This is a genomic window from Paenibacillus kribbensis (assembly GCF_002240415.1).
GTDB classification, from domain to species: domain Bacteria; phylum Bacillota; class Bacilli; order Paenibacillales; family Paenibacillaceae; genus Paenibacillus; species Paenibacillus kribbensis.
Genome location: NZ_CP020028.1, coordinates 1,552,540 through 1,578,339, shown reverse-complemented (window position 1 = coordinate 1,578,339; position 25,800 = coordinate 1,552,540). Strand labels below are relative to the sequence as shown.

At 46.7% G+C, this 25,800-nt stretch carries 20 protein-coding genes; 9 read left to right on the top strand and 11 right to left on the bottom strand.

The annotated features are described in order from the left end of the window. Positions 1 to 277 precede the first annotated feature (277 nt). A complete protein-coding gene (locus tag B4V02_RS07035) occupies positions 278 to 1,654 on the top strand; it encodes a DUF6055 domain-containing protein (protein ID WP_094154249.1) in 1,377 nt (458 codons plus the stop codon). A 202-nt stretch (positions 1,655 to 1,856) separates the two neighbouring features. On the opposite strand, the gene B4V02_RS07030 is transcribed toward B4V02_RS07035, so the two are convergent. Continuing rightward, positions 1,857 to 2,978 carry an NADH-dependent flavin oxidoreductase gene (locus tag B4V02_RS07030; RefSeq protein ID WP_094154248.1) on the bottom strand — a complete coding sequence of 374 codons (1,122 nt, stop codon included), beginning with the start codon at positions 2,976 to 2,978 and terminating at the stop codon, positions 1,857 to 1,859. A gap of 239 nt (positions 2,979 to 3,217) precedes the next feature. Between B4V02_RS07030 and B4V02_RS07025 the strand changes: the two genes are divergently transcribed. Both B4V02_RS07025 and B4V02_RS07020 read left to right on the top strand, forming a co-directional pair. Continuing rightward, a complete protein-coding gene (locus B4V02_RS07025; protein ID WP_043891205.1) occupies positions 3,218 to 3,622 on the top strand; it encodes a MerR family transcriptional regulator in 405 nt (134 codons plus the stop codon). 366 nt (positions 3,623 to 3,988) lie between these two features. Then, positions 3,989 to 4,576, top strand: coding sequence for a hypothetical protein (locus tag B4V02_RS07020; protein WP_094154247.1), 588 nt, complete (start codon positions 3,989 to 3,991; stop codon positions 4,574 to 4,576). Between the two features lie 8 nt (positions 4,577 to 4,584). Here B4V02_RS07020 and lpdD read toward each other — a convergent pair whose 3' ends face one another. The 5 genes from lpdD to B4V02_RS06995 form a co-directional block, all read right to left on the bottom strand. Then, positions 4,585 to 4,935, bottom strand: a complete 351-nt coding sequence (lpdD, locus tag B4V02_RS07015; protein WP_094154246.1) for a prenylated flavin chaperone LpdD — start codon at positions 4,933 to 4,935, stop codon at positions 4,585 to 4,587. A 183-nt stretch (positions 4,936 to 5,118) separates the two neighbouring features. Next, positions 5,119 to 10,620, bottom strand: a complete 5,502-nt coding sequence (locus B4V02_RS07010) for a S8 family serine peptidase (protein ID WP_094154245.1) — start codon at positions 10,618 to 10,620, stop codon at positions 5,119 to 5,121. Between the two features lie 536 nt (positions 10,621 to 11,156). Next, positions 11,157 to 12,767: a S8 family serine peptidase gene (locus B4V02_RS07005; protein WP_094154244.1), complete on the bottom strand. Its 1,611-nt coding sequence runs from the start codon at positions 12,765 to 12,767 to the stop codon at positions 11,157 to 11,159. Positions 12,768 to 13,281: 514 nt separating this feature from the next. Continuing rightward, positions 13,282 to 15,102 carry a SulP family inorganic anion transporter gene (locus tag B4V02_RS07000; RefSeq protein WP_094154243.1) on the bottom strand — a complete coding sequence of 607 codons (1,821 nt, stop codon included), beginning with the start codon at positions 15,100 to 15,102 and terminating at the stop codon, positions 13,282 to 13,284. A gap of 29 nt (positions 15,103 to 15,131) precedes the next feature. Beyond that, complete coding sequence (locus tag B4V02_RS06995) at positions 15,132 to 15,461, bottom strand: ArsR/SmtB family transcription factor (RefSeq protein ID WP_007431533.1); 330 nt, start codon at positions 15,459 to 15,461, stop codon at positions 15,132 to 15,134. 545 nt (positions 15,462 to 16,006) lie between these two features. Here B4V02_RS06995 and B4V02_RS06990 point away from each other — a divergent pair. From B4V02_RS06990 to B4V02_RS06980, 3 genes are all read left to right on the top strand, one after another. Next, the gene (locus tag B4V02_RS06990; protein ID WP_094154242.1) at positions 16,007 to 17,464 is read left to right on the top strand and encodes an RtcB family protein; all 1,458 of its coding nucleotides are present in this window, start codon (positions 16,007 to 16,009) and stop codon (positions 17,462 to 17,464) included. 1 nt (position 17,465) lies between these two features. Continuing rightward, complete coding sequence (locus tag B4V02_RS06985) at positions 17,466 to 18,746, top strand: AAA family ATPase (RefSeq protein WP_094154241.1); 1,281 nt, start codon at positions 17,466 to 17,468, stop codon at positions 18,744 to 18,746. A gap of 209 nt (positions 18,747 to 18,955) precedes the next feature. Then, entirely contained in the window at positions 18,956 to 19,303 is a 348-nt protein-coding gene (locus tag B4V02_RS06980; RefSeq protein WP_244188471.1) for an MFS transporter, read from the top strand. A gap of 74 nt (positions 19,304 to 19,377) precedes the next feature. On the opposite strand, the gene B4V02_RS06975 is transcribed toward B4V02_RS06980, so the two are convergent. The 3 genes from B4V02_RS06975 to B4V02_RS06965 all read right to left on the bottom strand — a co-directional run bounded on the left by B4V02_RS06975 (position 19,378) and on the right by B4V02_RS06965 (position 21,757). Further along, complete coding sequence (locus B4V02_RS06975) at positions 19,378 to 20,130, bottom strand: amino acid ABC transporter ATP-binding protein (protein WP_094154240.1); 753 nt, start codon at positions 20,128 to 20,130, stop codon at positions 19,378 to 19,380. Between the two features lie 14 nt (positions 20,131 to 20,144). Then, positions 20,145 to 20,813, bottom strand: a complete 669-nt coding sequence (locus tag B4V02_RS06970; protein WP_007431540.1) for an amino acid ABC transporter permease — start codon at positions 20,811 to 20,813, stop codon at positions 20,145 to 20,147. A 92-nt stretch (positions 20,814 to 20,905) separates the two neighbouring features. Then, positions 20,906 to 21,757, bottom strand: coding sequence for an amino acid ABC transporter substrate-binding protein (locus B4V02_RS06965; RefSeq protein WP_094154239.1), 852 nt, complete (start codon positions 21,755 to 21,757; stop codon positions 20,906 to 20,908). Positions 21,758 to 22,058: 301 nt separating this feature from the next. Between B4V02_RS06965 and B4V02_RS06960 the strand changes: the two genes are divergently transcribed. Further along, entirely contained in the window at positions 22,059 to 23,363 is a 1,305-nt protein-coding gene (locus B4V02_RS06960; RefSeq protein WP_094154238.1) for an MFS transporter, read from the top strand. A 129-nt stretch (positions 23,364 to 23,492) separates the two neighbouring features. On the opposite strand, the gene B4V02_RS06955 is transcribed toward B4V02_RS06960, so the two are convergent. Further along, positions 23,493 to 23,750: a GlsB/YeaQ/YmgE family stress response membrane protein gene (locus B4V02_RS06955; protein WP_007431543.1), complete on the bottom strand. Its 258-nt coding sequence runs from the start codon at positions 23,748 to 23,750 to the stop codon at positions 23,493 to 23,495. A gap of 294 nt (positions 23,751 to 24,044) precedes the next feature. On the opposite strand from B4V02_RS06955, the gene B4V02_RS06950 reads away from it, so the two are divergent. Together B4V02_RS06950 and B4V02_RS06945 are read left to right on the top strand one after the other, a co-directional pair. Continuing rightward, entirely contained in the window at positions 24,045 to 24,329 is a 285-nt protein-coding gene (locus B4V02_RS06950; RefSeq protein ID WP_179033133.1) for a YkgJ family cysteine cluster protein, read from the top strand. A gap of 15 nt (positions 24,330 to 24,344) precedes the next feature. Then, positions 24,345 to 25,301 carry an acetylxylan esterase gene (locus B4V02_RS06945; protein ID WP_094154237.1) on the top strand — a complete coding sequence of 319 codons (957 nt, stop codon included), beginning with the start codon at positions 24,345 to 24,347 and terminating at the stop codon, positions 25,299 to 25,301. 146 nt (positions 25,302 to 25,447) lie between these two features. On the opposite strand, the gene B4V02_RS06940 is transcribed toward B4V02_RS06945, so the two are convergent. Beyond that, positions 25,448 to 25,771: a DUF3817 domain-containing protein gene (locus B4V02_RS06940; protein ID WP_094154236.1), complete on the bottom strand. Its 324-nt coding sequence runs from the start codon at positions 25,769 to 25,771 to the stop codon at positions 25,448 to 25,450. Positions 25,772 to 25,800 lie beyond the last annotated feature (29 nt).

Genomic DNA, 25,800 nt, shown 5'->3' with positions numbered 1-25,800 from the left:
TGTAAAATAGCAATATATACATTTTAGGGTACCACAATCTTACAAATCAGGACAGTACTTATTTTAAAAAATAATAAACCAAGCTAAATTTGATTTTATCAAGGTACTAAGCAATATTCTCTAGCTAAATCAATTTGATTTTTCAGGCCATTCTTCTATTTGTAAATTTTTGTAATATAATATAAATTACTATAATATCTTCATTTTAGTATCAAGAAATCTACGTTATTATATGGAAGAAATCAATATACTACAATAATGTAAAGGAGTGTTAATAATGAAAAAGCTAGTATGCTGCTTGTTAATGGTCTTCTTATTATTAAATGTAACAAGCTATGGGGCAGTAGCTGATTTATTAGGCACTGCCAAAACGGCAAAGGCTGAAGATGTTGAAAGCGTTATCACTACAGAAAGTACAAAAGAAATCACAAAGAATGCAGACGAATACAAGGCAAGAGATGCTTTTTATTCTTTATCTGATTCTTCTGTAAATCGTGCTACCTCCGAGCATTTTCAAATTATTTGGGGAAACAATGATACAACTGGAACAGTAAATAGAAATTTTGTTAATGGCAACTTGGCCAACATCGAAAGTATCCGTTCATTTTATATGGATAAATTTGGATTGGGGGATATCGGAACTTCTCCAAATCCACAAATATCCGGAAAATATAAAACGAACATTTACATTGCGAGCACTGGACTGAAAAAGATTGACGAAGATTGGGCTTATATGTCAATAGACAGAGATGCATTTGGTTACATTGTCATGATGCCGGCAGCGATGCGTGTAGACCCACCAAGCTGGGTAGTTCCTCATGAATTAGGCCATGTATTTACCTACCATAATGGAGGAGAAGTCCCTTATGAGTGGTATGAAGCGGTAGCTAACTTCTTGCGTAATGAATATTTGGGTAGCGATTACTACAGCTATGGTGGAACGGTATATGGTCCAGACTCCGACTTTTTTGCCCCCTTTATACTAAATTCAGAATCACATTTTCCACATGTAAAGAATTGGTACGATGCATGGCCTATTCTCCTGTATATTCATGAAAATCCAGATCATATCAACGGACTTGGCCATCAAGCAATGTTGAATTTATTGTCTTACAGTGGAAAAGATACGACCTACTTTGAATCTATGGAAAAGGTAACTGGAGTTTCTATTAAAGAATTACTGGGTGGAATGGCAAGAAGATTGGTAACGATGGACTTCAAGAGTCAACCATATTATTTGAAGCATTTAGATGAGCTTTTGAGAACTAACGGCAATTATGAAAAGATATATACAACACTGAAAAGTGACAAAGGCGGCTGGCTGACCGTACCTCAAAACAAGGCTCCACAACAGACAGGCTACAACATTGTTCCTTTAGATATTGATTTGAGCAAAGCTTCCGTCACAGTTGATTTCCAAGGAACAAGCACAGCAAAAGGCGCTGATTGGAGAGCTAGCATTGTTTCCGTAACACATTCAGGAGATACCCGATATTCTACAATGTGGAATAAAGGAAAAAATTCCTTGAAGTTGCAAGGAGACGAAAAGACTGTTTATTTGGTTGTTTCCGCAACTCCAGATACAATTAAACATTTTAATATTGAAGAGGACGGCGAAACTTATCCTTATAAAGTAAAAGTAACAACAAAGTGATTGTGGATAATAGAAGAGCTTGCGAAAAAAAGTGAGTAAATTCCTGAACAATGGCGCTGGTATCAAAATACCAGTGCCATTGTTGTTGGTATGCCCTGAAACTAATCTTTTTGGATTGAATACTAGACTGCCACCGCTCGATTAAGCTAACGGGTAGCTTAGTTCATGCAAATAGAAAAGCAGCCCCAATGGGGCCTCCTTTCTACTCACTGATATTAAACCATCCTGGAGCTGCTTGAATAACATTCCAAAGTTTTTCTGGAATATGAAGCTGGTCAAGTTTTGAAACGCTTAGGACGGAATCGACCTCGGTTTCACGTCCATTTGCCACCTTTTCAACCCAATCAGGGTTTATAATTAACGCATGCCCAATGGCGAAAAGAGGTAATCCTACTTCCATAGCTTTAAGAGCATCATCTGGTGTAATTATGGAACCAGCCGCCAACACAGGTACCTTACCGTTTGCTCTTTCAAGAATCAATTCAAGCCTTGTTTTCTCATCTTGACTATCGATTGGCTTCGAAGACACATGATCTAATGAAGCATGTATATAATCTAAATTTTGTTCAACAAGGAAATCAATTAATTCATATGTGTGTTTCATACGCAATCCGTCCACTTTAGAGGATTCTTCAGGGGACAAACGATACCCTAACAGGAATGGTTTTGTAGCATGCTTTTCAATTACCTTTTTGATTTCTTCAATAATTGCCAATGGAAAACGCAGTCGATTCTCAAGGGTTCCCCCCCATTGGTCTGTCCGTTTATTGGTTGCTGGAGACCAAAAGTTTTGAATTAAAAATCCATGAGCTCCATGAATTTCGACGCCATCAAACCCAGCTTCAATCGCTCTTCTCGTTGTGTCACCAAATGCACGTATCGTCGACAGGATTTCCTCATTTGATAGCTCTCTTGTTTCTGCACTTGGGCCAAAAGGAGTAGCCTCAGGCTGATAGACACTCGCACTGACTGCATCCAATTCAGGCAAGGCTTTATCGCCTGCATGAAAAATCTGCAGTACAGCAGGGGATCCTCCACTTTTTGCTGCATCAGCTAATTTTCGTAAACTTGGAACGAATTCATCGTTGTATCCAGCAAATTCATTCGTAAATCCTTGCCCATTAGGTAAAACATGAGTACAACCAGTAATGACGAGTCCTACTCCATTTACTCGCTGTTTGTAATATTTCACCTCTTCATCGGAAATGGTAAGATCGTCATTGCTTGACCATGTGGTCATAGGTGACATAACGACTCTATTCTTGATTGTTATTCCGCTTCTGAATGTGAAGGATTCAAATAACTTACTGTATTTTTGATTCATTTCAATAACCTCTCATTCCATTATTTTGTGGTATTAAAATTTGTCTAGATGCTAATGTATATATCACTTTCTAATCCATCGCCTCCCTGTTGCTAGTTCTGCCTCAGTGTATTCTGTTGACGTAAGGGGAAGTCAAGCTTAAATATTGGCATAATTAAACCAAGATTTTTGGATATTCATAATCCTTTATGATATTCTTTTAGTTACAGTAACTGTAGCTAAAAGGTGGGGCGGGGTAAATGTTGTACTCAATGAAATATGTAGTGGAAAACTTAAATATAACGGCAAAGACACTTCGATTTTATGAAGAGCAAGGGATCCTGCAAAATGTATCTCGCGATGAAAATGGTCGAAGAGTCTATTCCAAACAACATATAGACTGGATTTCTTTTATTCGTTGTCTCAGAGAGACAGGAATGTCTCTTGCTAAGATAAAACAATATATGGATCTTTTTGGAGTTGGAAATGCTACTTTCTTGGAAAGACAAGAAATGTTGGTGAAACATAAATTGGAAGTGCAGAAGAAAATTGAAGAAGACTTAAGGTACTTGGAGGAAATAAACTATAAGATAGCCATGTATGAACTTCAAAAAGAAGAGGTTAGGAAAAATCCCAATCATATCTTTAAATGCCATGGTCTATAGATTTAGGACGAACTACTTCTTCCACAACGCTAGCTGTATAAGAGGTTGAGTTCATATTATATTGCTCAAATATTTCACGAAAAGGAACCATCACTACTCCTGAATAGGCTATAAGTGCATTAAAATCCAGTTTTTCATTATTAACATATATGTTAGCCGTCTGTGCTTCTCCGGCTAGATGTACATCTTGAAGTTAGGTCGCTCCGTTAGATGATGGATCATCTCCAGTGAGTCAGTTATAATGCCTCGTTCAAAACCAAACGGCATGATAGATAAGCACTTTTCGTGGTGATTGGGCATACAGTATTTTATCCATACCAGATAAAATGCGCTCCATGAGAGCATTCAGCCAAGGAGGACGGAGCTATGGTATCTCGTGCAACATCCCGCAGAAGAGGCTCACCCCGCAAACGTTTAAAAGCTGACACGCTCAGAAAAATATCCGTCGCCATGCTGCCATTCTACAAGGCAATCGCGACCCGCCGTGGTTTTGCCGTTCAATGGTCACAGGCTGTGGCTCAGGGCAATCTGGATCGGATGAAATCCCTTCTCTGCTCGGTAGCGCCGTTTGCCGCCAAACAAGGATTAGGCACGAACGGCATCGGCTACTTTATTACCTTTTTAGCTCAACCCCCAATGCTCTATTATACGAACGGAACGACGATTCCGCCGGGGACGGTGCAATTTACGTTTGAACCGAGGGTTCATCGCGCCATCGCCAAAGCCGTTTTTCCACTATATCGGGAATTGGCACACAATCGCTGCTTTACTTCTGCTTTAGCGAAAGCGATCAACAGGCAGGACCAGCGTGCAGTTACGGTGATGATCCGCAGTTTGATCTCATTCTCTGCGCTGAAATCCATACAGATTGAGGATGATGGGTTTGCCTTGCTTTTTAAGTACCCCTTCAGTATGTATCCCTATCGTAATCTACTCCTTCGGGAGTTCACTTAAAGTGGTTGCTACAAGCGTTCGTGCTTAAGCTCTCCAATAAGCTCCTTCCCCAATTGTATAGCCATATCTGTAAGCACTCGGATTTCCTCCTTGGTTGCATCATCCAAATGAGCCCCACAGCAAATCGCAAAGTTGCCTGCAAACTCTTTTCGCAAGCGCACGGCAATTTCTTCGGTAATATAAAATTCCTTGTGGGTTTGCAATTGCACGGTTTGCATCGGCTCCAGTCTCGCTCCTGCTGTAATCGTTCCCAGATGGGGCAGGTCACCGCCTGATATGAGTACGACGATATCTTCCCCCATAAAGTAGGCATCCAGCACAAGCCGGATACGTCCGCTTTCTTTTTGCAAATGAATCATATGATCCTCTCCCGCTTAAAATAATATTGTTGTGTGAATAGATTCACTTTATTTGTTTCTAATTATTGTATCCCTTCCTGAGCAATTCGACAAATAAAAATGGCCCACAGCAGCCTCCATTCATGGTAGCTTGCTGTGGGCCTCTTTTGCTATTTTAAAAGAATCATTCCATCCTACGGTCTGTTAACGGATCGTAATCACATGCACCGCCTTACCAGTTGCGCCGTCATTATCTGTCACCGTAAGCTCCACCGTATAGGTTCCGGCTGTGGTGAATTTATGCTTCACCTTGGAACCGATGGCTGTATCGCCATCACCAAAATTCCAGCTGTAGCTGACGATTTTACCATCTGCATCACGTGAAGCTTTGGCGTTAAATTGTACATTCTTCTTCTTCTTGGCAAAATCATTCGCCTGAATAATAGCTACCGGCTTTTCATTGGATGCAGGTGGATTCGGATCAGGGTCCTGTCCACCGCCTTTCGTCACATACAATCTTCCCGGCGCTTCCGTCTTCACTTCATTGCCTGCCGTATCCCTTACCCGGATTGCGATGACTCCGCCCTCCAGATTCAGGGAAGACGAAGTGAAATAAATGCCTTCATAGTGCCCTGACGAAGTTTCGTTTAACGGAATTTCGTTCTGTCCCAAGGTGGACAGGTTAAAGGGCAGCTCCACATGGAAGGACGCCTCCAAGCCAGACGCACTATCGAAGGATACTCGTACCGGCTCCCCTGGAGCGATGCGTACATCCTCTGCAGGGCTAATGTTTTCCAGCTTCGGCAGAGCCGTATCGACATACACCGAACGGGTAACGGTCGTTTCATTTTGGGCAAGATCCTTGGCCGTCACCGTAATCTGGTTTTCTCCTTCGTTAATGAGCAACCGCTTGTTAAAGCTGCCGTCACTTCCAAATTCGGCTGGCTCGCCGTTAATGGTCAATTCGGAAAGGAACTCATCATACACTGTGCCGATTACACTGACAACACCCGCATTGGTACGGGCTCCTTCATCGGGTGAAGTCAAAATCAGTCCCGGTTTCGTCTGATCGAGCGTCACAACTACCGGCTCGGAACGGTCTGTTACTTTGCCGTATACCGCTGCTTGAACGCTGAGCGGATTGGCACCTGGCTGAAGATCGACCGACAGGCTGAATTGACGGTCCTTCACCTTGGTTGTGCCAGCCAGTTCCTTGCCGTTAAAGAGCTGAATATCGGCTCCTTCTGCCGGGGAAGTACCTGTCACGGTAATCTTTTCATCCTGCGTATAGGTAGCCTTTGTAGGTGTTGTAATCGTTGGAGCATTCACCGGATATCTGACGATAGCCCGGATCATGTAATTGCCTTCATCTACAGGTGATTGACTCCATGTACCGCTTACACCCTGCCAGCTGCGAAGCGCATTCGGTCCACTCTCATCTGTAGCAAGACCCGGCGACTGTGTGCCTGCTGCAGGTTGTGTATAGACGATATAGAAGTCACCTTGAACGGTTACCGGCTCTGGGAGCTGTACCGTCGTCCACTGTGTCTCATCCCGCACGGCTGTCCCGTCGAATGGGCCAGCCAGCAGACGCCCTGGTGCTCCTCCAGCACCGGAGGCATCATATACGGCGTATTGGAATGCCGTTCCTCCCGGATTCGGGAAGGCAGCGTTCCAGAACAGAAGTGATGCTCCTGTCACTTGAGCCACTTCCGACTCAGGTGTCATTCTGACTGCCCAAGAGTTGCCTGCCGCATTAAAGGCTCTGGCATTTTCCCCCGTGCCGTCATCATAAGCGATGCCTCCCTGGAAGCCTATGAAAGGCTTCAGCGTGACGTTTGCTTCCACGCTGCCGTTCGGAGGAGCCGTTACGGATACGCTGTCGCTATAATAATTGTTGGCTGAAATGGATAATGTGTATGTTCCTTCCAGCACGTCCAGCGTAAATTCTCCAGCTTCATTCGTCTCTATCGGAGCAATACGTGCATCCTCCAGCACCAGCACTTTCGCTTTTTGGATAGGTTCACCGGATTGCTTGTCGGTAATGACTCCGTGAATCGTACCATGAGGTACGGCTTGGAGGCTAAAGTTCGCTCTAATGACTTTATTATTCTCAATTGTAACCTGCTTCGTTTGAGGCTCGTAGCCGTAGGCTTCAGCCTTCAGCGTATAGTCTCCCGCCACGTGAGTGAAGCTGTATTTGCCCGTGGTCGGATCCGTTTTCACCGAACGTCCGGTTTCCAGTACGGTAACCGTAGCACTCGCTGGAAGACTGTCGAGACCGACACGTCCACGATCCACCGTCGTTTCCGCTGGCTTCACCTTTTCCTGGAATTCGCTTTTTTCGGTGCTTGTAATTTTGTACAGCGGGAATTGTTCTTCTGCTTTTTGCAGTTTGATATTCGACTCAGGTACGATATCCTTCGTCACCGTCGAAGCTGGAACGCCCAGCACTCGGAAATCATCAATGTACCAGCCATTTTTATTCACACTGTTATCCGACTTCAAGCGGAAGCGAATTTGGATCTCATTGCCGGTGTAGCTATCCAGATTGTAGTAAACCGGGGCCCATTTTTTCCCATTCGTGTTATGAGAGAATTTGCCCAGCTCGCTCCAAGTGTCGCCATTGTTTTTGGACACTTCCACATATCCGTAATCATAGCCGGCCTCAATTTCAAACCAGTGATTAAAGGTCAGTGTTGCGTTGCGTATACCATTCAAATTAATTTTTGGAGAAACCAGCGAGAAGTCAGCTCCGTTCTCATAGTTGCTATCGAGATCCGTGGCCCACACGTTCGGTTTGGATGCCGCGCTCTCAGGCCCGACTTTAGGAATGCCGCGCTCCCATTCATCCTTGGTACCGGAATGAGTCCAGCCATTATCCGAGCTGCCGTCAAAATGGTCGCTATACAGCGTATCCGGTACGTCCACTCTCAGAGACACCTCATTCGACTTGGCTCCCTCGTTGCCGCTGTAATCCTCGGCCGCGACTGCATAATGATAGGTCGCACTGCCGACGGTGATCGTATCGGTGAAGGTCAGTCCCGTAGTTGTACCGATGGAAGTATAATTTTTGCCTGATTCGTTGGAACGATACACCTTGTACTGCTTCACATCTTCATCGGAAGAAGCATTCCAAGCCAGCGCAACGTTGCCGACAGTATCGGCTTCAGCAGTTAAATTACCTGGCGCGGCAGGTGCAACGGTATCCGGTTCCTGAATCGACAGGTCGTCGATGTACCAGCCGTCCTTTACAATCGTATTGTCGCTCGTAAAGTTAAACAGGAGGTATACCTTTTGACCCGCGAATGCCCGCAAATCAAGATACTGCGTTTTCCAGCCATTGCTGGAACCGGTAAACGATAATACCTGCTCAAAGGCATTTTGACTATTTTGAGTTGCTACATATACTTTACCGAAATCAGAATTGTTTTCAAGATCGTACCAATGCTTGAAGCTAACCAGAGCCCCTTTCGGACTTTCGGTCAAATCAATCGGAGGAGCCATGAAATAACTGTTGGAGTTGGTCTGGTATTGACCTTCGAGATTGGTCGCGATGACCTTTGTACCCGAGTGTGCGCTTTTAGGGCCGCTTGTCGGGGTTCCCCATTTCCAGACACTGCCCTGTCCGCCGATGTTGATACCAGCGATGTCTTTTTCAAAATCCTGCGTATAGCCCGGCTTAACACCCTTGGAGATGTTAACCTTATATACTTCCGTTTCAAAACCGTTATTACCGTAATCATTGACACGAATGTAGTATTCCAGACCAGCGCTGTTCACCAAAAAAGTCGGGATGGACGCTTGATATGTACCGTCTTTGCTGTCGCCGGAGGTCCGTTCCAACGGAATATAAACATAGTTCGACGTACCCGTTGTTTTGGCAAATGCCTCAACGGCTGTCACACCGACATTATCCGTTACATGAGCAGTCAGAGGTATATCAATCCCCTCGAATGCCGCAGCAGGTGGTGTATGCTCCAGAACAGGCGCTTCCAGATCGTCTCCACCTGTTACAACTTTACCGGATACGGAGCCCAAGCCCTGAATGACCGAACCAACCGCATCCAGCGCATTAATGACACCATGTCCGTATCCATTGTTTGGCGAGGTAGGATAGGTGCTGTCTGTACGCGGTGTAGCTGTGTTCATCAAAATTTCCTCAAGCTGGTCTACGGTAAGAGAATGATTCGCCTGCAGCAGCAGTGCTGCGAGACCCGCAACATGAGGACCCGCCATGGAGGTGCCGTTATATCCGCCTTTATAGGCACCACCAGCCACGGATGACCGGATATTTACACCCGGTGCGGAGACTTCAGGCTTTATCTCTCCGTACGGTGAAGGTCCCAGCAATGAGAAGCTTGCCAGTTTATCATTGATATCGGTGGCTCCGGTAGCAAAGGATTCAGGATAGTTGGCCGGATTTGCGACCGATGCAGGGCCACCCGGATTGGAAAGAGAGGTGTTACCTGCAGAGAATTCAGGGAATATTTGGGCATCACGCCATGCCTGAACCACAGGTCGGAACCATTCATCCAGACCGGGCCCGCCTCCCCACGAGTTGTTCACTACATCCGGTGCAAGCTCGGGATGCAGATTGCCTTGGGCGTCTTTTGGCGCAAGCAGCCATTGACCGCCATCGAGTATAATCGCATCCGTCGTCTCCGGATTAAAAATCCGAACCGCAATCCACTTCGCACCAGGTGCAACGCCAATCCGGTTCGTTCCGTTTTCCTCGGAGCCGACCATCGTACCCATCGTATGCGTACCGTGGGAATCAGCCTCCTGATCGACTGGAAGCGTCGCATGGCTGTGCGGATCGTACCAGCTCAGCTCGGGATTCACAATATTGCCTGCCGCGTCCAGGCCACGCCATTTGCGATGCAGCGCCGGATGTGTATAATCTACACCTGTATCCAGGTTGGCGACCACGATTCCGGTTCCGTCAATTCCTTTATCCCAAACCTGTGGTGCGTTAATATGGGATATATTCCATTCCACCGTAGAAGGGTCTACAGCATTTTTGCCTGCATTGCCGGGCTTGGCCGATGTTTTTCCATCGTCTTTCTCCGGCTCCACAGCTTTCTCTGCCGTTTCAGACTTTGCTGTTCCGGCTGTCGCTTTTTCAGCGGTTTTGGCGTCGGTTCCCTCTGCCTGCTTGTCAACCGTCACTTTTTGCAAATAACGTGTTTCATTCGGCAAAATTTTATCGACTTCAGGCAGCTTCGAAATATGATCCAGCACCTCCTTGGTGCTCGTAACAGCCATCGCATTCACAATAAAGTAGCTTTTATATTCCTTCACTCCACCGTCCTTTGACTGCTGATCCAAATAATTTTCAAGCCCGTATTGGGTTCTGGAAGCCGTCTCGCGCAAAGAGCTGATCACATGGCTGCGTACAGCCATTTTGGCAGCGGAGGGTGTTATTTTCTCAAGTGAAGCCTTTTGGAGAGCATTTTTGGAAACTTTGTTGGTATCCACCTGCTCTTTTAATTTAACCAGATAGGTAACATAGTTGTTCTCCTCAAACTGTTTGGTTAGCTTCGGAGATACTTTCGCGGTCGTAACCTTGTGCGAAGCTGATTTCAGTTCCAGCTTGGAGCCATCCGGTGTGTTATTTGCCAAAGCAGGTTGTACAAAAGAAAAGGCCATAAGCAAAGATAGTCCAATAGATAACGGTTTCTTGAATCGTTTAGGCTTAATCAATGACTTTTCCACTCCTTTTACTAGGTTTAATGTTTCTGTAATAACCTGTACGAGCGTAAGACCTCATGCCTGGCACACCAAACACACGGGCTGCGCGACACGATATGGTTAGCGACCACCTCCTTCATAGAATATAGAGGCACAAAAGTATATTGGGTTGTTCATAGATGGGTGTATTTTCATAGGTGAGTTGACAAGCCAAATAGCAAAGTATGAAATTCAGTAGATGCCAAGGAGAGAAAGCAGGAGTACTTCGAAGAAAAAGGTTGATATATCATTACATGTTATATCATCGCAATTTATATTAAAAATTGTTAAATAAATATATAGTATGGATAGTATAAAGTTATCAAAACAGATATACAAGTAGTTTTATTGCATTTTTCTTGAAATTCTATGAATTTATTTTCTATTATGTACAAAAACCCCTTTATAGCGGCTGCGTAAACGGTGCATTACCAATTAGGAGGTGTATGCAATCTCTGCGCGAGCCGCTCAAAGGGATTTCGAAGTCTTTTGAATCCTGTCTGATCGTGTTATTTAAGTACTGAATTCACCGCAGCGAGCGCGTCGATCAGACCGTAGCCGTAGCCATTGTTCGGTGAAGTCCGATACTGGCTGTCTGTCAGCGGTGTCGCTGTTTTCGAAATAACGTCCTCTAATTGATCCACGGTCAAGGATGGCTTGGCTTGAAGCAGCAATGCCACCAATCCGACCGTGTGCGGACCTGCCATGGAGGTACCGTCCCATCCACCCTCATAGGCTCCGCCAGGTACAGAGGAACGGATGTTTACGCCAGGAGCCGTAATTTCCGGCTTCACTTCACCATAAGGAGAAGGACCGCGCAAGGAGAAGCTGGCCAGCTTGTTGTTAATGTCGGTCGCTCCGGTGGCATAGGCTTCCGGCAGGTTCGCCGGATTGGCTACAGACCCGGCTCCACCCGGATTGGTCCATGTGGTGTTGCCAGCAGAGAACTCAGGGAAAATCTGAGCCGCTCTCCATGCTTTCGTGACTGGGCGATACCATTCATCCAGGCCAGGTCCGCCGCCCCAGGAGTTGTTCACCACATCCGGTGCAAGCTCAGGGTGCTTTTTACCATTTTTATCTACAGGGGCAAGAATCCACTGTCCACCGTCCAGCAAGATGGAGTCTGTGGTATCCGGGTTGAATACCCGAACGGCAATCCATTTGGCACCAGGGGCAACACCGACTTCATTCGTACCGTTGCTGTCCGAGCCAACGATCGTCCCCATCGTATGTGTACCATGTCCATCTGAATCTGTAGGCAGTGATGCTCCGTTAACCGCATCATACCAGCTCAGCTCCGGATTAACGGTTTGGCCGGAAGCATTCAAACCGCGCCATTTTCTTTTCAACGCCGGGTGAGTATACTCTACGCCTGTATCCAGATTGGCAACGACAACCCCTTTGCCGTCAATGCCCTTAGCCCACACTTGGGGTGCTTTGACTTTGGAAATATTCCATTCGACCCGGCTAGGCGTTACAGCATCCTTGTATACAGATTCTTCCACTGACTTCTGTGCATTTTCTTCTGTTACAGCCGTGTCTGCAACAGCTTGTTCGGCTGTCGCTTCCTCTACTGCTGGCTGGGCATCCTTGTTTATTTCAACCTTTTGCAGCTCTCGCTTTTCATCCGGTAAAATTTTATCCACCTCAGGCAGTGTAGCCAGATTATCCAGCACCTCTTTCGTACTCGTTACCGCCAGCGCGTTGACGATAAAGTAGCTCTTGTACTTTTTAACGTTTCCGTTGTTGACTTCCTTTTTTAAGTATTCTTCCACAGGCTGTTGCGTTTTTTCTGCTGTATCCATGAGCGAGTTCACAACTGTTGTCCGTACAGACAGCTTAGCGGCAGCGGGGGAAATCTGCTCTGCAGAAGCCTTTTGAAAAGCATGCTTGGCCACCGACTCCGTGTCTACCTGATCTTTCAATTTAACCAGATAGGTGACATACTCGCTGTTACTGAACTGCTGGTTCAGTCTGGCTGAAACCTTGGCAGAAATCGTCGAGGCTCCTGCCGAGGAGGTTGTGCTTGAATCCCCGTACACCGGAGAAATGAGAGAAAAAGCAAGCAGAGCGGTAAAACTGACCGACAGCGTCTTTTTGATATTTTTTGACTTAATCAATACTTTCCATCTCCTTTTACTTGGTTTTTAAATTCTCAAGAACAACCTTACCGACAGCTGCGTCAAAAGCTCACAAAATAGCCTCTGGTACTCACCTCCTTAAAAGTATAGACTCGGAGTGAAATCCATAGGTCATTATTCTGAGATGAACAACCCTTGGTGCAGACCACAGGGAACGACATCAGGTATGGTATATGTGAATAAGTCTCGAAGAAAGTAAGAGAAAAAATGAAGAGAAAGGTAGGATAAAAGAAACTAGAAGTTATCGAGGAGGTTAACATTCGTATATTAAAATACAATTTAAAACAAAACAATGTGCAACATGGTATCTTTTGAATCTAGTATAGTGTCACAAAATCAGATATTCAAGCATTTTTTTGAATTTTATTCCTTTTTTCTTGAAGCAGAAAAAATCTCTTCCATTTCTTCGAAGCAAATGCGAGTCTTGATTGCGCACTTTCCATCGGAAAATAGAAGAGATTATTCGGCATTCAGCAACAAATCTGGAAGCGTACTATCTGCCGCTATTTACTGATACGGGAACCGGAACGGCAGTATCTGGAAAGGAAGACTTGGACTGCGCGGCTGGCTTATGCAATCCTGCTCCTCCCTGCCGCTCTTGCGATTTGCCGCACAGAGTGGCACATTCCCGAAAAGCCATTTGCCTGCATCCAAAGCATTGGTTCTGATTCACCAGTGCAATGGCTGCTGTAATCGCTTCTCCGGTGTGTTCGAAAAAATGCTCTTGTCCAATCATGTCGTAGCATCCGGTTTTCTGTAGCAATGCCTGCGGTTGAGGCTGAAGCCCCGACACAAGCACCGTTCCTCCAACCTGCCGATATTTCTGAATTAATGCGGTAAAATTAGCTTCCCCCGTCATATCCATAAAAGGGACCTTGCCCATCCGCAGCAACAAAATCCCTTGCTGGCGGTCAGCCCTGCCTTCCATTCCTGAGCTTTCCAATACGGAAGCTGCACCGAAAAACAGCGGACCTTCCACATTATAAATGGCTACCTGTGGGCAATCATGCTGCTCTGTGACCATATGCGCGCCGACTTTTTCATGTTTTACAGAAGGATCAGGAAGTACTTTATTTACCGAAAGTGTACTGCTCATACGTTTGACGAACAGCACAACCGCCAAAACCAGACCCACCTCAACCGCTGTGGTCAGCGTTGTAAAAACGGTCAGCAGAAAGGTAACAACCAGCACGATAGAATCTGCTGTCCGCGTCTTGAGAATATGTGCAAAGTGCTTGCGCTCACTCATATTCCAGGCTACCACCATCAGCACCGGAGCCATGCTGGCGAGCGGAATATTGGATGCATATGGAGCAAAAAGTACGAGAATGAGGAACACAACGAACCCATGCACAATGCCTGACATAGGAGAAACAGCACCGTTGCGGATATTTGTGGCGGTGCGGGCAATTGCACCAGTCGCAGGAATGCCGCCGAATAACGGTGTGAGCAAATTAGCAATACCTTGTCCAACCAGTTCGCGATTGCTGTTATGCCTTGTACCCATCATCCCGTCAGCTACCACTGCGGAAAGCAGAGATTCGATGGCCCCCAGCATCGCAATTACGAGTGCTGGCGGCAGCAGCTTCACGATCAAATCCCAAGTTATCGCAGGAATATGTAGTTCAGGCAAAGAAGCAGGAATATCTCCATAAGCAGAGCCGATTGTAGCCACCTGCCCTGGAAAAAGCCAGACGGCTGCCAATGTTGACAGGAGCAAGCCGACCAGCGAACCCGGCACCTTGGGCCACTTTTTAGGCACCCAAATCAGGGCGGCGAGGCAGATACAAGCCGTCAGAATGCTATACACATTCAGTGAAGGCAATCGACGGATCAGCTCTGCCATGGAAGGCAAAAAAGTCTCATGCCGCTCTACCCCGCGCAAGCCGAGAAAGTTGGCAATCTGACCGCTGAAGATCGTCACGGCGATCCCCGCCGTAAACCCAATCGTTACCGGCTTGGGAATAAACTTGATCAGTGCGCCCAGCCTCAGCACACCCATTAAGATAAGCATAACCCCCGCCATAAGACCGGCTATAAGTAAATTCTCATAACCGTATTGCATGACAATAGCGAGCAAAATGGGAATAAATGCACCTGTAGGTCCTCCAATCTGAAATTTGGACCCTCCCAGCAGCGAAACCAAAATGCCCGCCACGATCGTTGTGTATAGCCCATATTCCGGCTTTACTCCTGATGCAATGGCAAACGCCATACCGAGCGGAATCGCCACAATCGCTACAATACTTCCGGAAATCAGATCCTTTCGCAAAGCCCCTGCGTTATAGCCTTCGAACCTTCCTGTCCACTTCATCCCTGTAACCCTTCTTTTCTGTAGTAGCATTACTTCTCGTTGCGTATACCTTCCAGCAACGAGATCGCCTCGACCAAATGATTGTCAAAAATCCGCCGTGCCACCGCAAGCAGCTCCGTCAAAAGCGGGTCACGCAATGAGTACACGACCGTTGTGCCTTCCTTGAAGCTGTTTACCAAATTTTTGGCCCGTAAAACGGCCAATTGCTGCGATACGGCAGAACCTTCGGAACCGAGAGCAGTCTGCAACTCGTTCACATTCCGCTCTCCTTCACTCAGCACCTCCAAAATACGGATGCGCAGAGGGTGAGCCAATGCTTTGAAAAAGTCGGCCTTAAACTTCTGGAGATCTCCTTCCATGCTTGCTCCATCCCCTCATAAAGTTGTCCTGTAAACGACCTACAATATCTGAATATTTGAATATTCAGTACAATAACAGCTTTGGGCCAATTGAACTATGATGTTACTCACACTTCACTATGAATATAGTCATATCTTTCTATGTTTCTACCTTATCAGGGTTGACAGCTTCCACAGGTTTCCATTAACATAACAATTAACTTTAAGAAAAGGGGGCCGACAGACATGACTGTGCTTGACATGATAATGACAGATAGACAGCAGGATACAACCACATATTTGAATTTTCGTCTCATCGGCCCCGTTCGGGCGACATGATGGGTGAAATCGCGCTGTCTGACGGCGTGATTCACCGGGCTTTATTATTTTTTGTGCGATTGGAAGAACAGGTTATTTTACGTATTTATGATGTACGGATCATAAAATGTAATAACACTTTCGGTGCAAGAAGCCGTAGACGACAAGTCTGCGGCTTTTTTGTTTTTTCAAAATTATTTTGTGCAAAACTTTATCCATTTACATGAAGAAGGGAACTACCCAATTATATGAGTACATCACATACAACTAACTCGTCCTTTCATGAAGGACCATACAGCCATCTAATGAAGCTTCCGGCAGGTGATTTGACCGTATATGCTTCTCCGCAGCTTTTCTCCTCGTTCGATTACAAAGTGTTCGAGATGGCTAATAACAATCTGCAAATCCCCGGAATCCGCTATATGGGATACACACCGGACGTACATGTAGGCGTCGGAACCTGCATCGGTACGACTGCTGTATGGGGAATGGAGGACGGCTATGTATCTCCCTCCATCGTCGGCAGCGATATTGGCTGCGGCATGCGTGTACACCTGACCAATCTGCACAAGGATGCCCTAAAAGAAACCAAGCTGCGCCGTAAGCTGGTCAAGGCTATCGACAAATACTTGCCGATGGAAGCCCATCAGCGCGGGCATTATTCGGATATTCGGCTGGAGCATATTGTACGCAAAGGGCTGCATGGCTTGCCCAATAAATATATTCCAGACAGCTATACGCCTAAAAAATCAACCTCGCTCACTCATGTGGAGCACAGCAAGTTCTCATTTGACGAAGAGGTACTGAATCTCGTCGAAGATCGCACATGGCATCGGGCTCACCGTCAGCTTGGCACACTGGGCGGCGGCAATCATTTCGTCGAGATTCAGGCGATTGAAATTGCGGAAGAAAACCGCAAAACAGCCGAAGCCTGGGGCATGTTTGACGGTCAGGTGGCCGTGATGATCCATTCCGGGTCACGTGCTTGGGGCGGAGCGGTCAGCCAGACCAGTTCGTCTGCCATTGCCAAGGCGATGGGTCGTCTCGGACTCGGCACCTCCGACCCGAGACTGGTATTCGCGCCGCTGGATCATCCCGAAGCTGTACATTATGTTGATATGATGTATTCTGCGCTGAACTATGCCGTGGTGAATCGGCATCTGATCGCCTATTCCGTACGTGAAGCCTTCCGCGATGTTTTTGGTACAAAGTGCGAGTTGCGTACCTTGTACGATCTGATGCACAATTATGCTTGGAAGGAATCTCATCCGGAGCACGGCAGCGTGTTCGTACATCGTAAAGGTGCTACACGCGCGCTCCCGGCAGGTCATCCCGACAATCCGCGACCCTATCAGGCAACCGGGCACCCGGCCCTGATTCCAGGCTCTATGGGTACAGCCTCTTATATTATGGTCGGTTTGCCAGGGGGTCAGGATAACTTCTACTCCATTTGCCATGGAGCGGGCCGTATTCGTTCACGCTCTGCGACCAAGCGGCTCGTCAGTGTGGATGATTTTGCCGGAGCACTCGGTGTAGGGACAGACGACGAGATTGTGGTTAATCAGGCATCGCTGGAGAGCATTCTCGACGAATCTCCCCAAGCCTACAAAAACGTAGATGATATTATTGAAAGTGTCACCGGGGCAGGACTCGCAGCCGTTGTAGCCAAATGCAAGCCGCTGGCCGCCCTGAAAGGAGCCAAATAAGTTGAGTATAGACATCCCTGCTATTTACCAATTTGATGAGCATACAGATGGGCGGATTACTGGATATGCTGCATATGCCCGTCTGATCGACGGCATCAGTGAAGCACTGCATGATCGCTATGGCGTAAAATACGAGCTGTATGCCAGTGATGACCCCAATATTGAGTATTGGGACTTGCTGGAGGAGGATATTCGTTCAGGCAGTCCGGAACTGGAGCATGTGGCGCGGGTCTTTGATCGTTTGGAGGAGCGCACCATTCAATATGACGATGACGGACCAACTCCAGAATACGGAGTGCATCTGTCGATGCGTAATAATGTGTTCGCCTATCCCAAGTGGGGCATCGCGCTGGCGCGGGTTCCCTTCTTCCGTGAGAATGGCGTATATAATGAAGATTACGTATTTGCCATAGGCGATCAGGAGCTGCAAAGCTTCCTCGCGGGAGTACGAGGCCGTGAACGCAAGCAAAATATGAAGCGGGTCACCGTTTTTACCGATACAAGCCGTGGACTTTCCCGGCAGGCAGAGCCGATTACCCGGGCAATTACGCGGGAAGACGTTATATTGAAGGCCGAAATCAAGCGGGATATTTTCCGTTCACTTGATCAGTTTTTTGAAGCAGATCGTACCTTCTATCAGACTTATAACATTCCTTACAAACGCGGTATACTGCTGTACGGCCATCCAGGCAACGGCAAAACGACGCTTGTAAAATCAATTGCAAGCAGTGTACCGGGGCCAGCCGCCTACTGGCAGATTACCGAGTACACAACCAGTGAGTCGGTCAAAGAGGTGTTCGAGGCGGCTACCCGTCTGGCTCCAATGGTGCTGGTCATAGAGGATATTGATTCCATGCCGCAAGAGGTCCGCTCCTTTTTCCTGAATACCCTTGACGGGGCTACCTCCAAGGAAGGCATCTTCCTGATCGGAACGACCAATTATCCTGAAAAAATTGATCCCGGTCTGATGAATCGGGCAGGTCGTTTCGACCGGGCCTACGAAATCAGCTTGCCTGACGAAGCACTGCGATTAGCGTATCTCAAGCTGCGCAACTTCCTTGTTTTTGCTGGAGAAGCAGGTACTCAGAAGGCAGCGGCGTTGACCGATGGCTTTTCGCTGGCTCAGCTTGGAGAGCTGTATGTCAGCGCTGCGCTGGAATGGCACGAGCATGGAAAAGCAGATATCGAGCTGATTATTAAAGACATGCGGGGCGAGCTGGATAAGAGCCGCAAGCAGGATTGGTTAAAAAATACGGCCGAAGGGCGAGTTGGATTTTTCTGATATTTTCCAATCATTGACTGTAAATAGAACCATATGTTACGCTCATAAGCAGTAAAGTATCGAAAGGGTGACCTTAAGCCAACCTTCGGACTTGCTAACTTTGAATCTGTTCTTGGTTTATATGTAACAAACCGCTTTCAGTTCTCACCGCAACAGATTTCAATCATTCTGACCGCAGGCGCTGTGATCGGAGTCGGTATGCAAGAATAATGAATAGATTTGGCGAACAACGGGTCATCAAAGGATCTCTTCTTTTCACCGCATTTGCCTATTTTGTATTTCTTTTTGTTAAGGATTTTTGGACTATCTTCCTTGTAACCTCCAGTATTTTCTTTGCCACCGCAATGCTTCGCCCAGCCCTGAATACACAATTATCCAAGATGGCAGGGAGTAAACAAGGCTATGTAGCTGGTATGAATAATGCCTATATGAGTATCGGTAATATTGTGGGGCCTGCTCTGGCGGGATTCTTATTCGATGTAAATATGTTCATTCCATTTATAGCCGGTTGTTGTATTCTTTTTATTACCTTTTTGCTTGCATTAAAGTTGAAGTAAAAACAGATCTCTAATGAATAAAAGGCAGCTACCCGTACGGAACTTTATGTTCAGTACTGGTAGCTGCCTTTTTATTATTCTGCTTCCCCGCTCAGACGATTCAAAAACTGAATAGCCCGTGGACTGGTAGGGTGCTCCAAAACGTCATGTGGCGTCCCCTGCTCAACGATCACACCCTGATCCATTAAAATAACATGGTCCGCAACCTCGGCTGCGAATTTCATTTCATGCGTGACAATGACCATCGTCATCCCTTCAGCAGCCAGCTGCTTCATGACCTTGAGCACCTCGCCTACCAATTCGGGATCAAGAGCAGAGGTAGGCTCATCGAACAACAGCACCTCCGGTTCGACCGCCATTGCCCGGGCAATACCAACCCGTTGCTGTTGTCCTCCCGACAACTGATGCGGATAGGATTCCGCTTTATCTGCGAGTCCCACCTTTTGAAGCAGCTCCAATGCACGTTTGCGCGCCTCGTCCTTGTTCTTTTTCTGAACCGTGACTTGACCCTCCATCACATTCTGCACGGCTGTCATATGCGGGAACAGGTTGTAGGATTGAAACACCATACCTGTCCGCTTGCGCAGCGCCAAAATGCTTTCTTGCCGGAGCTTCGTTCCTGTGGCAAAATTCAGTGCAATATCTCCGAGCTGGATCTCCCCCTGATCAGGAACCTCCAGTAAATTCAAACAGCGCAGAAGCGTTGTTTTTCCAGAGCCGGACGGGCCGATGATCACGAGCACCTTCCCTTTATCCAACGTCACGTTAACACCCTTTAGCACTTCCAGCGAGCCGAACGATTTGTGTATATTCCGAATTTGGATCACCGGTACAATCTCCTTTATCTAACGGAAAAACGGCTCAGTCGCTTTTCCAAATAATTTTGCAGCACTGTCAAAATGGTGCTAAACAGCAGATAAATAACCCCCGCCTCGGTATATACCAATAACGGTTCATACGTGGTGGCTACAATCTGGTTAGCCGTTCTGAACATTTCGACATAGGTGATGGTCGCAGCCAATGAAGTATCCTTCACCAAGCTGATAAATGAATTAGCGAGCGGAGGTACAGATACACGGGATGCTTGCGGAAGCACAATACGCCGCAGCACTTGCCAGCGTGTCATCCCCAGAGAGTATCCTGCCTCCCATTGGCCTTCCTGAATGGAAATAATAGCGGCACGTATAATTTCAGAGCTATAGGCCCCCACGCTGAGCGTAAAGCCGATCACTGAAGCAATAAACGGGTCCAGTGTAATACCAACGGAAGGCAAACCGTAGAAAATAATGTACAATTGCACCAGCAAAGGAGTTCCCCGAATCACCCATACATAGAAGCCGAAGATCAGCTTGAGTATTCTCCATTTGGACAGCCGGGCCAACGCTGTAATCAGCGCCAACACGAGTCCCAAAGCAAAGGAGATCAGTGTGAGCGGAATTGTAAAAGAAACCCCTGCTTTTAGCAGAGGCCATAATGAATCCATAATGATTTGTATCTGGCGTTCATCCATTATACAGACATCCTTTAAAAAGATAGGTTTGTGAAAATCCGGTTCGACTCATCGAATCTTCGATCATTCATTGTTATTTGGAACATTCGTTATTATTTAGATACGTCGGCTCCAAAATATTTCTCGGAAATTTTCAGGTACGTACCGTCAGCCTTCATGTCAGCCAGCGCTTTGTTTACTGCCTTGATCAAATCTTCGCTGCCTTTATTGAAGACAGCTGCGCTATGTGAAGCGTCTGCAGACTCATCCACCTTTTTGATAGGAGCGTCAGGCTTTTGCTTTTTCAAATCAAGATAGGATAATCCGTCATTGACGGTCGCATCCACCCGTTTGGATGTCAGAAGGTCAATGGCTTGGTTGAATCCTTCGGTTGCTACAATTTCCGCACCGTTGCTTTTCGCGATTTGAGTCAGGTTGCTGGTCAGGGATTGCGCGGCCTTTTTACCTTTTAGATCAGCAAATTTTTTGATGTCCGTATTATCTTCACTCACGATCAGAACTGCCTTGGAGACAATGTACGGATCGGAGAATTCGTATTTTTGCTTGCGCTCATCCGTAATGGACACTTCATTGAACACCGTATCGAACCGCTTGGAGTTCAATCCAGCGAAGATCCCGTCCCATTGTGTCTCGATAAACTCCGGTTGTACACCCAGACGTTTACTCACTTCAGTCGCAATATCAACGTCGAAGCCTGTCAGTTTGCCAGCAGCATCATGGTAGGTAAACGGAGCATAGGTTCCTTCTGTGCCGATTCTCAGCTTGCCGCTCGCTTTTACAGATTCAAGCGTAGCCGTAGCGGTTGTATCTGCTTTTCCATTGTTAGATCCGGTATCTCCGGTCGCAGCATTATTCGTATTAGCGCCTTTATCATTGTTACCGCAGGCCGAAATCAGCAAAGCCATCACGATAAGTACAATCGGCAAAAAGTTAAATTTTCTCATGTTAACCACACTCTTTTCCTTGTTCTTGATAACCTAGCACGGGGCTGGCTATTGAATAGTACATCATTCATTTTGACACGTCAATGCTTTTATCCAATAATCCCTATGCAAAAGGTAAGCTATATCTCATTTGCAGCCTAAAGTTATTCTAGGTTGACTCATTCATAGGCAGGCTATTCATTTTCACAGCTATCGCAGCAACTTTCTCTGTACCTCTACGCTTGTGGTTTCGTATAATAGGCTTCAATATGGAGTTTAGTAATATTTACCTCAACTCTGATTGAAAGGAATACATACGAATATGGATACCCCTAATTCACCCTTATCCTCTACTTCATCCGAAGGAAGCCACTCAGCCTGGGCTACCTTCACTTCACCTGTAAAGCAATCCAAAGCATTCACCCTGCTGTGGCTTGGACATTGGATTGCTATGCTGGGAAGCTCGGTCACGACCGTTATTTTGCCACTGGTCATCTATTCTCTGACAGGCTCCACTACAATCATGGGATTGGCAATGACTGTCTATATGCTGCCTAACGTACTTATTCTGCCCTTCGCCGGGATGATCGTCGACAGAATTGATCGAATCCGTCTCCTTCTGTTTACAAATATCGCCCGATTCGGGCTAATGTCTGTTGCAGCAGTACTGATGTTTACCGGCGGAATGAAAATGCCGTTTCTGTTCATTGGCCTTGCGTTATACGGATTGATGGACGGCATCTTTAACCCGGCTTATTCTGCCTTGCGGGCACAGGTGTTCACACCGGACATTCGCAATGCGGCTAACGCGCTCAGTCAGATCAGTATACAAGCCGTCCGTCTGCTTGGCCCACCATTGGGAGGCTTCATTGTATCCTTTTCCTCGCCAGGCGTCGGCTTTGGACTGGATTCTGTCACCTATCTGATCTCTTTTGCCTGCTTTTGGATGCTGAGCGCTCATTTGACCTCAATCATCGGTAAGCGGCAGGCAGCAGATCCAGAGCAACAGGATCAAGGTGGACAGCATTTTGTCAAGGATTTTATAGCAGGCTTTACCATTCTCAAAAGCCATCCCTGGCTGTGGATTACGATTCTGGCCTTTTCCTTCATTAATATTTGTTATTCAGGCATTATTGCTGTACTCGTTCCGTGGCTGTTCAAGGTTCATCATAGCTATAGTCCCGTTGTGTACGGTGTCGCCATGGCAAGCAGCGGCGTAGGCGCCATGGTGGGGGCCTTTGTGTATGGGTCACGCAAGCATTGGAAGCATCGCGGTCTGCTCGCTTACCTGGGCGCTTTGGTCAGCGGCCTTGCTTTGCTCCTGTTGTCTGTCGTCACCTGGATGCCCGGATTGATTATGAGTATGATGCTCGAAGGCTTTGGCATTATGATATTTGCGATAATCTGGGAGACCAGCCTTCAGGAATTGGTGCCCGCCGAATCCTTTGGCCGTGTAGCCAGTCTGGATCTGATGTTTTCCTTTGCCCTACTGCCTATAGGCTATCTGGCAGTAGGTGCCGTGGCGGACAAACTTGGTGGCATCTTCACGATTGGCCTATTTGCAGCGATCGGCATGTGTATCGTACTAGGCGTTCTATTTGTTCCCCACATCAGACGCTTTCAATAGGAAACGGACACTCTTTTTGCAAAATGAAAGAAGCTGCTCCCACAGGCTCATTTGCGAACCTTGAAGAAACAGCTTCTTTCATTTTATCTTTGTGCCTCATGGAGGACGGTCTATTCATGACTTGTAAAATTAGCCTCTGCTCCGCCCCACAGAACGGAAGATCAGGCTTACAATAACAACCAGCACGATCGCACCAATTAATGCAGGAACGATGTAGAACGATCCGATTACAGGACCCCAGTTCCCCAGAACCAAGCTTCCCAACCATCCACCGATAAAACCGGCGATGATATTGCCAATGACACCACCCGGAACATCTCGACCTGCGATAATTCCTGCCAACCAACCAATAATACCACCAACAATCAATGCCCATAACCAACTCATTTTACGTCACCTCGTTTAAGTTTTTATCGTTGTGTTCTATTATTAACCATTTGAACTCTTTTTGATCACAAAGAGGACAATTGGCTAATATTACCTTTAGGTAGCACGCTGATTTAGGGGCTTGATAACATCTTACGTACCTCCTCGACGATTTATTCCTCTTGTGTGAAAAGCGTGTCTAAAATACAGTTATCCTTGTAATCCTGCTTTTTTTGTGCCATCCTCACATTATGGCTTCATTGAAGTCACTTCATGCAACAGTAACAAAAATAACAGATGATAAGGAGTGACCCAATGGAGTGCCGAGTCGGATGCGCCGCGTGCTGTATTGCTATTACGATTTCATCCCCGATTCCCGGCATGCCGAATGGAAAACCAGCTGGCGTACCTTGCCCTCAGCTCACTTCGGATTATCGTTGTCAATTGTTTGGCAAGCCTGAGCGTCCAGCGGTATGTAGTGGATTTCATGCTGATGAGGATACGTGTGGAAGCACCAACGAAAAGGCATTTGAGCTGCTGAGAGAGCTGGAGGAGTCCACTTTACCGGATACAGCTTACGGAAAAACTCATTCTTTATGAAGGAGAACTTTTATAATGAATGTCATTGAAAAAAGAATTTCCGAATTAAAGCAGTATCGACCTGATCTTACTTCCCCGAAGGATCTGGATTTATTCTGGGACAAAACGTTGGAAGAAGTTCGCGCTAAACCTGTATGCGCCTTCAAAACACCAGTCGACACGCCATATCCCCATATTTTTGCCTATCGGGTTACCTTTGAGGGGATGGATGATACGCCACTGCATGCCTGGTATGTACGGCCCCGATTTGCCAGAGATCAAAAGCTGCCGTGTATCGTTCTGTTTCATGGCTATACAGGCGGAAAGGGTTATCCTGAAGATTATTCCTCCTGGTTAATGCTTGGCTTTGCTGTATTGGCGGTAGATGTACGTGGCCAGGGGGGAGAAACGGGAGACCGTCTGGATGACCCTCACGGTACAGTGAAAGGCTGGATAACAAAGGGGATATTGGACAAAGATACCTGCTATTACAAAACCATTACGACCGATGCCCTTCGAGCCGTGGATTGGGTGGCAGAGCAGTTCGATGTGGATTCAACCAAAATTGCAATCAGTGGCGCCAGTCAGGGCGGCGGAATTTCATTAATGATGGCGGCGCTCAGTGATAAAGCTGCTATTACGGTGGCTGACATTCCTAATATGTGCCATATGGATTTTGGCATGATGAATTCCACCAGTTCGCTGACGGAAGCTGCTGAATTCGCCAACCGATTCCCTGAGCATTTGGAGCAGGTACTACATACATTGAGTTATTTTGACGTCATGAATCTTGCTCATCGTATTCGCATTCCGGTGATGATGTCGGTAGGATTTAAAGATACTGTATGTATGCCAGAGACCATTTTCGCCGCTTATAACCGCATTGAATCATCAAAAACGATTGAGATTTATCCATTTACCGGACATTGGGTTGAAGGTTTCCAAAGACGCAAGTCAGCTGAATTTTTAGTTAAAGCATTAGCACTAAATTAATTTTCTGATATAAAAAAGAGCACTACGCCTCAAACGGGACCGGTCCAGCCAGTCCCAATGCGTAATGCTCTTTTTAGTTCTACGAAGGCAGCCCCACACTTTGCAGGCAAGGTCCAGACACTACTCACCGGATACACCTTCAAATGTTACGATGCAGCTTGCTGTTTGGCTGCTGAATCCCCTGTCCATTTTCGCACCCACACAAAATCCATAATCATCAGACCAAACGGAATAAAAGATGCAAACATAATAAATAGAGGCCGCCGGATGGGCCAATGCAACGCTGTTTTGCCATAGATCAAAGCGACGAGAAGGAGCAGAAAGCTCACCCGATATATATTACCAATCACCATAACCGCCTGGTTCAAGCCGGCAGCTTGCAGCGGCTGGTGGGTGAAAAGTATCGCCAAATACGCTATAGCTTGAAGCCAGAGCATGAGTCGGACACGCCCCAAAGGTGTTCTTAACACAAATTCGTTCCCCTCTCCAAAAGCAAGGA